The organism is Gemella taiwanensis (genome assembly GCF_054054385.1).
The window spans coordinates 1-14,689 of the sequence record NZ_JBSMTL010000019.1 but is presented as its reverse complement, the minus strand read 5'-3'; the positions used below and the strand labels follow the sequence as shown (position 1 = coordinate 14,689).

Annotated in this window: 6 protein-coding genes and 2 pseudogenes; all 8 read left to right on the top strand. The window is 30.2% G+C overall.

The annotated features are described in order from the left end of the window. A pseudogene (locus tag ACWOA3_RS08735) lies at nucleotides 1-603 on the top strand (hypothetical protein); the annotation flags it as partial. Nucleotides 604-832: 229 nt separating this feature from the next. Beyond that, nucleotides 833-1,483: a response regulator transcription factor gene (locus tag ACWOA3_RS08730; RefSeq protein WP_456885401.1), complete on the top strand. Its 651-nt coding sequence runs from the start codon at nucleotides 833-835 to the stop codon at nucleotides 1,481-1,483. A 2-nt stretch (nucleotides 1,484-1,485) separates the two neighbouring features. Beyond that, nucleotides 1,486-2,838: an ATP-binding protein gene (locus ACWOA3_RS08725; protein ID WP_456885399.1), complete on the top strand. Its 1,353-nt coding sequence runs from the start codon at nucleotides 1,486-1,488 to the stop codon at nucleotides 2,836-2,838. Between the two features lie 225 nt (nucleotides 2,839-3,063). Next, nucleotides 3,064-3,852, top strand: a complete 789-nt coding sequence (locus ACWOA3_RS08720) for a YSIRK-type signal peptide-containing protein (protein WP_456885397.1) — start codon at nucleotides 3,064-3,066, stop codon at nucleotides 3,850-3,852. 113 nt (nucleotides 3,853-3,965) lie between these two features. After that, nucleotides 3,966-7,445 (top strand): BspA family leucine-rich repeat surface protein, encoded by a 3,480-nt coding sequence (locus ACWOA3_RS08715; RefSeq protein ID WP_456885395.1) that lies wholly within the window; start codon nucleotides 3,966-3,968, stop codon nucleotides 7,443-7,445. Nucleotides 7,446-7,951: 506 nt separating this feature from the next. Then, nucleotides 7,952-8,416, top strand: a pseudogene (gene tnpA, locus ACWOA3_RS08710) (IS200/IS605 family transposase). 693 nt (nucleotides 8,417-9,109) lie between these two features. After that, nucleotides 9,110-9,925: a YSIRK-type signal peptide-containing protein gene (locus ACWOA3_RS08705; protein ID WP_456885393.1), complete on the top strand. Its 816-nt coding sequence runs from the start codon at nucleotides 9,110-9,112 to the stop codon at nucleotides 9,923-9,925. A 338-nt stretch (nucleotides 9,926-10,263) separates the two neighbouring features. Further along, the coding region (locus tag ACWOA3_RS08700; protein ID WP_456885392.1) for a mucin-binding protein at nucleotides 10,264-14,689 on the top strand (4,426 nt) is incomplete at its 3' end.

Sequence of the window (14,689 nt, the reverse complement as noted above, 5' to 3'; positions counted from 1 at the left end):
ATTACTGGAGAAAATCCAAAGAAACAAGAAGAGGGAGAAGATAGTAGAACGATAGAAGAAACAACAGAGAACAATCTTGTTGAATTTGGTGAAGATACAGCAACTGAACATATTACTGGAGAAAATCCAAAGAAACAAGAAGAGGGAGAAGATAGTAGAACGATAGAAGAAACAACAGAGAACAATCTTGTTGAATTTGGTGAAGATACAGCAACTGAACATATTACTGGAGAAAATCTAAAGAAACAAGAAGAGGGAGAAGATAGTAGAACGATAGAAGAAACAACAGAGAGTAATTATGTTGAATTTGGTGAAGATACTATGCCAAAAGAAGAGAGTGGATCAAATAAATCAAATGTTGTGGAAGAAATAGAAGAGTCTCCTCAAACGAAAGAATTTACAGGTCAATATAAAAATAAGAAATATAATAATTTTAAAGAAAAGTCAAAAGAAAATTCGAAAGAAACTATAAAAGAAAAGAGATCCTTGCCTAATACTGGAAGTGAGACGTCTACATATAAATGTACTATAGCTATTATAATTGTTTTAGTTAGTCTATTAATTTTCAGAAAAAATATTACGAGAAATATTTTTAGAAAGTAAAACATAAAATATTATAGAATAATTAACATTTAGATGATTTAATGGAATATTTATTGGATAAATGACTTGTAGTTTAATTCATGTTATTATATATATGGAACTGATTATTAGAATATTAAGTATTTGACTATACATTATATACAAGATTAATTTACTTTTTTAACGTACATTTATTTATAAAATGAGATTTTATGTTATGTCTATAAAAACTATTGAATGGAGAATTTAAATGAATATACTAATTGTAGATGATGAAAAAATAATATTAGAAGGTATATCAGAGTATTTAGGTACCCAAGGATATCATATTTTTAAAGCTGAAGATGGAGAAAAAGCGTTAAGTGTTTTTCGAGATAATTCAGTAGACCTTGTGATACTAGATATAATGTTACCAGGAAAAACAGGTTTTGAAGTTTTAGGAGAAATAAGAAAAACAAGTAATGTACCAATTATATTATTAAGTGCATTGAATGATGAACAAACACAATTGTCAGGCTTTGCATTAACTGCGGATGATTATGTTATCAAGCCATTTTCATTGCCTTTGTTAGCCAGTAGAATCAAAGTATTATTAAATAGACATTACGGTGAACATGAAATTTGGACATATAAAGATGCGATTATTGATTTTTCTAGTTATACAGCAACTTTCGAAGGGAATCCGGTAGATGTGAAACCTAAAGAAATTGATATACTGAAATTACTTTTGCGAAATCAAAACCGAGTCTTAAGTAGAGGACAGATAATAGAACAGTTGTGGAATAGTCTGGAAGAGCCTCCATTAGACAGGGTAATAGATGTATATGTTAAAAATTTAAGAAAGAAATTAGGTCTTGACTGTATAGTCACAGTAAAAAATGTGGGGTATAAATTAATTTGACAATGAAAAATTTTAAGATTTTACCCAAAACATTTATTTACACAGTTAGTATTTCAGGGAGTGTTGTTGTTTTAGCTCATTTAATTTTTTATCTAATCTTTCCTAATGTTTATATTGAACAACAGAAAGAAGAAGTTAGAAAAAGTGCTGATATACTAGTTAGAAGTCTAGAAGGAAAAGAAATTAGTGTTATAAGAGATGAGTTAATCGCATATTCAAAAAATATAAATGTAGCTGCACATCTGAGAAGAGATATAGAGAATGGAACTTTTAGTTTAACACATGACTTAGATATAAAAGAAGATACGTTTGATAATCATCTTTTAATTGAAGAAAGAGAACTAACAACAAAAGATGGAGAACATGTTTATGTTCAAGTGGTTTTAAATAAAGATATAAAAACTAGATTCATAAAAATGATGAATTTAACAATTCCAGTAATAGCCTGTATAACATTAATTTTTTCAGTTATATTCTCGTATTTTTACTCAAAGAGAATTGTAAGTCCATTATTACATATCTCCAGAGTAACAAAGAAAATGGAGCAAATGGATAAGAGTGTTAGATTTAATACATGTTATGGAGATGAATTTGGCGATGTTTGTAGACAGATTGATAATCTTTATGAAAAGTTAATAAGTGTAATAGATGATTTAGAAAGAAAAAATGAAAATATATGTAGAATGCAAAAACAGAAAGTAAGCTTTTTAAGAGGTGCATCACATGAATTAAAAACACCGTTAACTAGTTTAAGAATAATGTCTGAAAATATGTTATTTAATATAGGAAGGTATAAAGACCATGAAAAGTACTTGAAAAAAAGTATAGTTGTAATTGATAATATGGATTCGCTGCTGAAGGAAGTCCTAGATTCTTCGAAATTTCAAGAATGGACAGAAAATAAAAATACAATACAGATGTCATCATTCATAAGAAATATTCTAGGGAAATATGAAGAACTATATTTAAGTAAAAATATAAAATTAACTTATGAGATAATAGATGATTTTAAAGTAGATATGAATAAAAAAGCCTTGGATAAAGTAATTTGTAATATAATTAGTAATGCTATTAAGTATTCATATTTTGAAGGTAAAGTGAATATTTATCTTAGTAATAATAGTCTAATAGTAGATAATACGTGTCAACCACTAACTTCTAAAGAACTTAGTAATCTTTTTAAAATTTTCTTTCACTCGAATACAATAGAAAGTAATAAGAATAGAGGTTCAGGATTAGGGTTGTATATAGTGAAAAATATTTTAGATAGTTATAATTATACATATAGTTTAGAACCAATCGATGAAGGGATGAGATTTAGTATTAATTTTAATGAATGTAAAAAAGAAAATTAGATCATAAAATGAGTTATATAGATAGTCTTTAATACAAAAAGTAAATATTACTTTTAAAAATAAAGTGTCGAAGAGAGAACGAGATTTTTTTAAAATCTTGATATCATCTTCGATGCTTTTTTGTTAATTCAAAAATTAATAAGAAATGAAATTATACGTATTTTTTCATATTGGTTTAATATTAATTGAATATAATGTGATTATCAAGATTAAAGGAGATAAAATATGCTAAAACAATTTAATAAAACAAATCAATATTCAATAAGAAAATATAGTGTTGGAGTATTCAGTGTAGCAGTTGCTTCGATAATGTTTATGGGAGGAACTGTGCAAGCTAGTGACTCTAATACAAAAGAAGAAAATAAAGAAACTACTGAATCAGTTATACAAGGAAGAGTTGTACCACCAACAATAAAAAATATGGAACAAACTTCAGAAAATATAAAAAAAGAAAAAGGGGGGAATAATAATGAAGGGGAAAGTTCTGAGTTAAGAAAAGCGATAAAGTCAATTAAAGAAAGAGTCGATTCAGTTCAAACTTCTAAGGATGTGGTAAATTCAAAAAATGCAGATACCCCTGTTAATAAAAGCACTTTACACGGTGTAACAAAAGATAATAAGGGTATTAATAAAACGATTATAGATAATACTCAAGATAAAGCTCAGGTAAAACCAAGAGTAAGAAGAGAAATATCGACTAATGAGAACTTTGATGATAAAAAACGAGAAAGTATAATTACTGATTTTATTGAAAATGCAAGAGATAGAGTAGAACATGGAAATAAAATTTATACATTAGAAGAAAAAACTTTACTATTACAAGGCTTTGATGAATTGAAAGAGGATCTTATCGAGAGTATCCCTAAGATGTCAGAAAGAAGCGAAAAAGATTTTGCGAGTAAGATAATAGATGAGATAAGTAGGGAAGAAGAATATACATTAGGGAATAATTTAGATAGATTCGAAATTTTAAATAATTTGAGAGAAGAATATCAAAAAAATTATCTGAGATAGATAAAAATTTAGAAACTGTTGAAGATAGTGAAAAAATTAAAAGAAAAAAAGAGTTAAAAAAACAATACGAAATTGGATTAAACAAGATAAAAGACCAGAATTTCCCTGCAAAGTTGGAACTAAAAAAACTATTAGATGATTATGTAATTAATTTGAATAAGGCTGCTTCTGGTGAAAAAATTGAAGAGCTTGATAATAATATACCAAAGCTAAATAATAAAAATAAGAATTCAATTACAGTTAAAGTAGTAGATGAAAATAAAAAACCTGTTACAGATTATACAGTTGAATTGAAAAATACAGTTAGTCAGAAAATTGAAAATAAGAAAACCGATTCAAATGGAGAAGTTATCTTCAATAATTTAGAGGAAAAAGTTGAGTATAATGTTATAGTAAGAGGTAAAAAAAGTGTTGATGGTACATCGCTGTCTGCAGGTGAAAGTGATGTAATTTCTGTAAAACGTTCTGATTTAATTTCTTCATCAAAACGAGATGAATTTCCTAATAGAAGTGAAGATGCTAATAGGGAAAGCGAGATTATTGAAAATAATACGAGAGATGGGAAATTATTAGAAAAAGATAAGAGAGCTGCTATAGCAGGACAAGAGATAAAAGAAGCTCAAGAAATTGCCGAAAAAGGTGGTAAGATTTATACAAAAGAGGATAAAGAAAAACTTCTAAATTTATTTGAAAAATTATATGAAGAACTTAAGAAAGAAATAGATACACCTAAGGATTTAGGAGAATTTAGAGAGGAAGTTTTAGATAAAATAGAAAACACCTTAAAAAATAAATTAGGAGTACCATATAGATATAAAGCAATTGAAGAATTAATAAAAAAAGTAGGAGATTATGCTGATAAACTAAGATTAAAAGAAGATAGCTTTAGTAGGGAGAAGGTTAGAAATCTAGATAAGAAATACGAAGAAGCTAGAGAAGCATTAGTGAAAGATGAATTTCCTGAGAATAAAAAAATTGATGAGTTGAAAAATAAATATTTAAATGAATTAAAAGAAATCTATGAGAAGAATCATAATGAACTACTTGTAGATGAAAAAGCATCGGGAACTCTAGGTACAGTTACTTGGAGGGTATATAAAGATGGAACATTAGAGTTTTCACCAACGGATGGTAAAGAGGGAGAATTCGATAATGGAAAAGATCATATCAAGTGGGCACATACTGAAAATGTAAATGAACAGTTATCTTCATATGGAAAAGATATTAGAAAGTATAAAGATAAAGTAAAAAAGGTTGTATTTAAAGGTAAAGTTAAAGCGAATGGAACTTTGCAAAGTATGTTCTATGGTTATGATAAATTAGAGGAAATTGACTTCACTAATTTTGATACTACAAATGCAACTGGTATGAAGTCAATGTTACAAGGTACAGCATTAAAGAGAGTTGATTTAAGTAAATTTAATACATCAAATGTTCAAGATTTAAGTTACATGTTTCATAAGATGGAAAAACTAGAAGAAATTGTATTTGGAGATAACTTCAATACTTCAAAGGTAGTTGATTTTTCTAATATGTTTGATGGAGCAATGAAAATTAAAGGGCTAAACTTGCTATCGTTTGATACGAGAAACGCAGGGGAATCTACACCAACGTTAACACCTAAAGAAGATTTATTTAAAAATACACCAAGTTTAACAACAGTAGCTGTTGGAGAAAAGTATAGTATTCCAATGGAGGATTTTTATACTGTAACATTCTATTTTGGAAGTGAGAACAAAACTAAAGTTACATTAAAAGTAAGAAAAAATAGAAAAATAGCTGATGGATTTATTCCAACACCATCTAAAGAGGGTTATCAGTTTGCAGGATGGAGCGAAGATGTCTCTAAAGAAATTGTTAAAGATATGGAACTTACTCCAAGATGGAGAGAAGTGAAAAAAGAGAAACCTAATAAAGGTAATAATGCAAATATACCTCAGCGCAATCAACCAGAAGAGAATAAGCCAACTCCACAAGTCGTACCAGGAAAAGAAAAACAATCAGAAATAAATAGAGAAAATCCACAAGTAAAACCAGAAATGGAAAAACAAAGTGAAACAAAAACTCCTGGTAAAGAAAAAGAATCTACTCCGAAATTACCAGAAAAAATGGGAGAAAAAAATATAGATAAATCAAAAGAATCATCGAAACAAAATGAAAATAATAAAGTACAACCAGAAGAGAATAAGTCAACTTCGCAAGCCGTACCAGGAAAAGAAAAACAACCAGAGATAAATAGAGAAAATCCACAAGTGAAACCAGAAATGGAAAAACAAAGCGAAACAAAAACTCCTGATAAAGAAAAAGAATCTATTCCGAAATTACCAGAAAAAATGGGAGAAAAAAATACAGATAAATCAAAAGAATCATCGAAACAAAATGAAAATAATAAAGTACAAATAGAAGAGAATAAGCTAACTCCGCAAGCCGTACCAGGAAAAGAAAAACAACCAGAGATAAATAGAGAAAATCCACAAGTGAAACCAGAAATGGATAAACAAAGCGAAACAAAAACGCCTGGTAAAGAAAAAGAATCTACTCCGAAATTACCAGGAAAAATGGGAGAAAAAAATACAGATAAATCAAAAGAATCATCGAAACAAAATGAAAATAATAAAGTACAACCAGAAGAGAATAAGCCAACTCCGCAAGCCGTACCAGGAAAAGAAAAACAACCAGAGATAAATAGAGAAAATCCACAAGTGAAACCAGAAATGGAAAAACAAAGTGAAACAAAAACGCCTGGTAAAGAAAAAGAATCTACTCCGAAATTACCAGAAAAAATGGGAGAAAAAAATACAGATAAATCAAAAGAATCAGACGGACAAAGTGATAATAATGCGCAGTCAAAAACAAATACTTTCGACAAGACGAAAAATGGTTTAGATTATGATAAACAAATAAAAGAAGTGGATAAACAAAAAGAAAAATCTAAGATAATTGAAAATATTAAAACTCAAGATAACAATAAAACTATGTTTAAATTAAAAGCATTGTCGGGAGACGATAAAATAACAGTAGAATTTGATAAAGTTATAAATGCTAATGAAATATTATTTAATGAAATAAAAGATCACAAATTAATAAATAATATCAAAGAAAAATTAAATGTAAATTATGTAAGAATTTTTGATATAGATTTATTAGAAAAAGGTAAAGTAAATAAAATTACAGATAATAGAACTGTTAGAGTTGCACTCGCAGGAGAAAATATGAAAAATATTGAAGTTTATCATATTAAAAATAATGGAGAATTAGAAAAGATTCAATCTAAGGAAGAAAATGGTGAATTAGTATTTAAAACAAATCATTTTAGTAAGTTTGCATTTGTAAATAGAGTCAAAGGAATTACGGATACAATTAAAGATAATAATAATAATAATAATTCGTCAAATCAGAGAGAAATTCAAGAACAAAAAATGTCTAAAGATAATATTATACAAAAGAATCAACACAGCAAAGGAGAAATAAGAAGAGTAAATCATAATATTGAAAAATTACCGAATACAGGAAAAGAAGAAAAAGGATTAGCAGCATTAGGAGCGTTTATAGCAATGGCTTTAACATTTATTCTATTTAAAAGAAAAGAATAGTATGTGATTATGTTGTAATAACAAAATATAAATGAGAAATATGAGATATAATAAAAATAATTGTTATAATGAGAGTCTGTTCTATATGTCAGACTGTTTAATGAGATATTTAAGTAGATATTTATTCTTGTGAATAAACTAAATCAAAATATTAAAATTTGTTGAGGCTATTACCTGATTATTTACAAAACGGTAAAAATAATAGTCTTCTCATAAGATTTGATAGATGAAGAAAATAGGTAATGAAATCTAGGTAGCATATTGCTACTTAGATTTTTTTTGCTCTTTGTCAAGTTCGGGGCATAGAGAAAAATAGGAAATAAGATCTAGGCAGCATTTTGCTGCTTAGATTAATGGCTTTAGCCAGTTGAGGAGGCAAAGTCTCCGAAACAAAAAACCACCCGCTATGCGGGTGCGATATAAAAGTTAAACAATTGAAAAATCATCCTTTCTTGATAAAATAAGAGTAGTTCAAGCTCTAAAATAAAGAAAGGATGATTTTAATTATGGCAAATAAACATAATAGTTTATCGCATACAAAGTGGTTATGTAAATACCATATTGTATTTACCCCTAAGTATAGATGAAAAATAGAATTTAATCAATACAAACGAGATATAGTAGATATAATAAAAAGGTTATGTAAGTATAAAGGAGTGGAAATAATAGAAGGACATATAATGCCAGATCATATACATTTGCTGTTATCAATACCACCGAAATATAGTGTATCAAGTTTTCTGGGGTATTTGAAAGGAAAAAGTTCACTGATGATATTTGATATGCATGCAAACTTGAAATATAAGTATGGGAATAGAAAATTTTGTGCAGAAGGATACTATGTAAGTACTGTAGGTTTGATTGAAAGTACAATAAGAAAATATATCAGAGAACAAGAAACGCATGACATTTCAATAGATAAATTGACAACAAAAGAATATACAAATCCATTTGGAAATAAGAAAAAGTAGATAAACCCGTTTAACGGGTAGCGGGCGTCAAAATACAATAGGGCTTGAACGAATGTGAAAGCCAGCGCCTTGAGGTGCGTGTTAGTAACAAAGGGTTATACCCGAAGAGAAAACCACCCCTTTTCAGGGGTGGTCATTATTTAGTTATATTAAAATAATTATTTTAAAAAATTAAATGTAAAAAATAATATAATTTGCAAATAAAAATTTAAATCGAGTATAAATATAATTTTATCTTAGAGATAGTTTAAGCAATTTAATAGTTAGTTATAAATTTATAAACTGAGGTCAGAAGAAAGTTAGAAATGCCATAAGTGAATAAAATAAATATAAAAAGCTTAAAAATAGTATTGAATCGAAGAATTAAAAAAATTAACGAATTTTTAAAATTAATTTAACAAATAAAATTGTATTAATTGAATTTTGTGTGCAAATAATTTTCTGTGATACAAATATCAAATGAGTAATATAAATATAATTATGAATTAATTTGAATTGAATTTAATAAAGTTTTCATTCCTTTAATTATTGATAAATATATTATCGTATAGTATAATTAACTTTAGTGTAGGTTTTAATTTTAAAAGTTACTAAATTTATATAAAAAGAATTATAAAATATTAAATTATACAAATAAATTTGTAACGTTATAATTTCTTTGATTTATAACTATAGATTTAAAGGAGGATTAATATGTATAGTAAAAATAATAAAAAAATGAATGAACAAAAACAACTTGAAAAAGTTAATCAATACGGGATTAAAAAATTCAATGTTGGAACAGCTTCAGTATTAGTGGCAGCTGGATTTGCATTCTTAGGAGGGGGTAACGCTTTAGCGAGTAACGATACTGTGGTAAACAATGCTAATGAATCAGCAACGACACCAGCTGCAACGACAACAGCTAAAGAAGAAACACCTGCACCAACAGTAGCAAAAGCAAACAGAGCTAACCTAAGTGCTGCAATCGCGCGTGTCCAAAATGCAATTGCAAAAGCAACTGTAACAGAAAAAACAGCTTCAGCAATTGAAGAAGGAAAAGCAGAATTAGCTAATGCTCAAGCTTTAGAAGCAAGTGAAACAGCTACACAAGGTGAAGTTGATAAAGCGACAGTAGCATTAAAAAATAGAGCTTTCGTATTAGAAAGTATGCCGAAAGCTAAAGCAGAACCTAAAGAAACTTCAGAAGCTAAGCCTAAGGCAGAAGTTAAAGAAGAAAAAGTAAATAAAAACCAAGATCTAAGAAATGGGAAGGCTATACCAGGTAAAGGGGAAAGTGGATTTAGGACAACACCTACTGGTGTAGGAGAAAAAGCTGCAGAAGGTCCTACTAGTAATAATAAAAGAGGGGTGGGAGCTAACCCAGTAGATAACGTTATATCAAGTTTGAAAAATCAATTCGGAGATATTGATTTTAATACACCAGATGTTGTGAAAAATCTACAACAGTCGAAAATCAATATTCGAGAAATAATGCTGCTATTCCGAACCCAGCACCAGAGAAATTAGGAAAAATTACTTATAATTGGAAAGAAAAAAGAATTGAAAATGAAATTGATGGATGGAAAATAGAAGGAACAAATAATTATGTAACAGCTATTAAACCTGAAGCTCCAACAGAAGTTGCGACTGATAGACCTGCTGGATTTGAACCCAAACCATCTAAAGTTTACGATAATAATGGAAGTATAGAGAGACAGTATAACGATACTCCTACTCCAAACAATCCTTTAGCGCCTAATAAAGCAAATCAAAACTATGCAAATGGTGTTAACTACTCAAGTGTACCTGGTGTTCCTTTAAATAATGCAGAACATTCTGCTGTCGGTAAAGGCTATTATATTCAGTTGAATAAAAAAGGTACACAAATTTCAAAAGAATTTAATGTTAATCCGAATTCTAGATTATACCTTAGTGCATTAACGGGTGGAGCATATGGGAATATGGGGACTGCTGGTACTGGTGAAAAAGTAGAAATCACAGTTACAGATGCAGATACGGGTGAAGTTTTAAGAACAGTAACAGATGCGAATAATAATAGTGAAACAACACACGTTTCAACTCCTTATGGAGATGGAGGAAATGGTAATGGTTTTGGGTTCTGGAGAACCATTATTAATACTCCAAATACTACTAAAAAAATTAAAATAACGATTAAAGCATTAGAAGATGGTCCGGCATTTAAAAAGACTTATCCTGTAAATGGTAAAACAGAAATTGAAGATGGATATTTTGTAGGAGGAGTTAACTTGACTGTTGGTGCAGCTTTAGAAATGACAACAGATGTTATCCGTAATAAATCAACTTCTTCATATGGTCAAGATGTATTGTATAAAGATAAAGAGTCTGGTCAATTAAGAGTAACTGTGAAAAATGTTGGGGGGTTACCAACTTATGGTGCTTATGAATATACTGTAAAAATTCCTGAGGGTGTTGAATTAAAAGATTCTGTAAAAAAAGCAAATGAATGGAATTGGCCTGGTCCTTACCAAGTGGTATCATATGATGAAACAACTAGAACACTTAGATTGAAATTCAATGCGGGGGATTCTGATCCTGCCAAAAATGGAACTCGAACATTCGGTATTGATTTCACAACAGCGAAAAACTTTAAAGGGACTGCTACTTTTAAAGTAACTGCAGAAATTAAAGAAGGATTTACAGATTTACAAGGAAACAGAGTATTAGAAAATACAGGCGTTGTAAATCCAAATAGTCCATATAGAAATACATTTAATGCACTTGGAAATACAGATACTCCAGATTATTACTACAATAAAACAATTTATATTGATACTGTTAAACCTGTTGCTCCTACAGTAGAACCAGTCCATACAGATAGTATTATTGGCGAAAAAACTGATAAAAATCAAGTTAAAGAGTTGCTAGTTTCTGTTCCTACGGAAAAACAAACAAACTTAACAGATGAAACTAGAGAAAAACAAGATATTGCTGAAAACGATAGAAATAACGGAACGAACCGTGATGCGAACACTGAGGTAGAGAATATTAAAGAAGCTATTGGTGGATTAACTTCATTAAAAGTTACTTTACCGAATAGTAAAACACCAATTACTCTAACGAAGAAAGCAGATGGTTGGTATAATGGTGCAACAAAAGTTGAAGTACGTGATGGTAAATTAGTTGTTCCAGTTCCAGCAGGCACAGATTTGACGGAAGCGAATGAGACAACAAATCCGGACAAACGTATCAAAGTCACTGTGCTTGATAAAGCAGGTAACGAATCAGATCCAGCTTATGCTAATGTTCTAAACGAAGCTCCAACAGTAGCAGTTGAGAAAAGAGATTTATATGTTTATAAAACAAAAGAAGCTGATAAATGGAACAATGCTAAAGTTTTAGAAAAAGCTAAACCATCAGCAACTGACTTAGAAGATGATCGTGATGGAGTTGAGTCTACTAAACCAACAATCGCAGTAAGTAATGCAGGTAACTTAGATACAACTACAGTTGGAGATTATACTGTAAAAGTTCAATCAACTGATAGTGAAGGTAAGAAATCAACAGAAGTCGACGTAACGGTTCACGTATTAGATTTAATTAAAGTAGATCCAACAGTAACAACAGACCCAACAAATCCAAGCACAACAGCTCCAGTATCTCCAAAAACAGCAGATACACCTGTAAAAGAAGGAGACGAAAATCTTGGTAAATATCCAGCAGGAGTTACTCGAGAAGACTTAGTTAAAGAAGTTACACGTACAATTAAGTATCTAAAAGAAGAAGATGCAAACAAAGATGATGCAACTCCTCTATACGCTGAAAAAGTACAAAAAGTAACTTATAAACGTACAGCAACGGTTAACCCAGAAACAAAAGAGGTAACTTACTCTGATTGGGAAGTTTACAATGAAGCTGATAAATTAACAGATGCTAAAGCTGATGGAACAAAAGGTAAATTCAATGCTGTTGAATCACCAGTAGTAGACAACTACTTACTAGTAAATGCAACTGATAAAACAGTAGCGGAAAAAGAAGCTCCCGTTCCTACGCAAGATGGAACAGTGACTCCAGAAGTAACAAAAGTGCTTTATAAAAAAATTGGGGCGTTCATACCAAGCTATCCTGATGGTAAGAAGCCACAAGGAGCACCAGAAAAAATAAATTATCCAAATCATCCAACAGATCCAACAAAACCAGGGGACTTTAGTACTGTAACAATTCCTTATGTACCAGGATACACTCCTGTTTACAATGGTCAAGAATTAACTCCGAAAAATCCTAATGATCCAACTCAAGGTTATAAGGTACCAGATGGGTTTACTCCAACGGATAAATTCGGAGAATCACCAATTACGTACACTCCATCTACTCAAACTGCTAAAGTAGTTATTGAGAAGAAAGCCGATGGAGCACCAAATGAAGTGGTTTCTAGCTTTGATTTAACAGGAAAATCTGGTTCAGAATTACCAGCAAATACAGACATTGATAACAAAATCAAAGAACTTAAAAATCAAGGTTATGAAGTAGAAAGTGATGATTATCACACTCAAGATAATCATCATCCAACATTTGATGACAAGGAAGATATCAATCCACAAGATGGTACATCAGCACCTTCTCAAACTTTCAAAATTGTTGTAAAATCAAGAATTGTTGAAGTACCTTCATCAACACCTCATGAAAAAGATAGTCCAGTAGATCCAAATGGAGAAAATCCAGATCTTAAATGGCCTGATGGATTAAAAGAGTCTGATTTGAATACAACTGCTAAACGTGTGATTTCTTATGTGAAGAAAGATTCTGATACAGCTCCTGAAGTAAAAGCTAAGGATGATACTGTTCAAACGGTGCCATTCACAAGAAAAGCGAGCGTTAATCTTGTTACTAAAGAAGTAACTTATACAGATTGGGAAAGTCCAAATAAAACATGGGATAAAGTTGGGGTAGATGTTCTACCTGGATATATTGCAGATAAAAAAGAAATTCCAGCGAAAGAAGCAGTAACTCCTGCAAAAGATACAAAAGTAATTCCTGATGAAACTGATAAAGTTACTTATACGAAGATTGGAAGCTGGATTCCAGTTGATCCAACAACTGGTAAGGATGGAGAACCAATTCAATTCCCTAATGATCCAAACGATCCAACAAAAACAGGAGAAATTACGCAAATTATTCCTCATAAAGATGGATATACTCCGAAAGATGGAAATGGAACACCATTAGAACCAGTAAATCCTGCAAATCCAGAACAAGGATATAAACCACCGAAAATTACAGATCCAAAAGCAAATATCAAGATTACATATGAAAAAGATGATCAAAAAGCAAAAGTTAAATTTGTTTCAGTAGATGAGAAAGGTGTTGAAACACCATTAGATGCAAAATATAATATTGATGATCTTACTGGTAAATCAGGAGATAAAATTCCAGAAGAAAAAGTTCAAGCACGTGTTGATGTTTTGAAATCTATGGGATATGATATTGTAGATAATCCATTTGATCAGGATCCAACGTTTGATACTAGGAAAGAAACAGATCAAGAGTTTACAATTAAAGTTAAACCACAAGTTTCAACTGCAAAACCTGTTTATGTAGTAGAAGGAGATAAACCATCTTCAGAAAAATTAAAAGATGCTGTTACTACTAAAGGAAATGAGAAAACAGTAGATGAAACTAAACTTCCTGAAACAACTGGAAAAGTTGGAGATGATACATTGACAGCTCCAGTAACAGTAACATACGGTTCAGGGGTTAATAAACGTGAAGAAATAGTACCAGTACCAGTAACAGTATTACCAAAAGTTAAACCAGAAGGTGTAGTAGTACCGAAAAATAGCGATAAAACTGAATTAGAAAAAGCTATTAAAGAAGAAGCAGAAAAAGCAGCTAAAAATCTTAAAGGGTTACCAGAAGGTGTAACAGTTACAGTAACAAATGTTGAAACAAACACTGTACCTGGAACAGAAAATGTAGGAAAACAAACACCAGCTAAAGTACAAGTTAAATACACAGATAAAGATGGAAATGAAATTACAAAAGTGATTGAAGTACCAGTAAATGTTGTAGAAGCTTTACCTAAACCAATCGAAACACCAGTTACAAAAACACCATTAACACCGGAAGACTATACTAAAGGAATTACAATTCCAGAAGGTGGAAAAGTAACGAATGTAGAAAACATTCCAGACTTAACAACACCAGGTAAGAAAGATCCGGTTAAAGTAACAGTAGAATTACCAAATGGAAAAGTAATTACAGTGGAAGTACCAGTAACAGTAACGCCAGTTAAGGAAATCGAAACACCAGTAA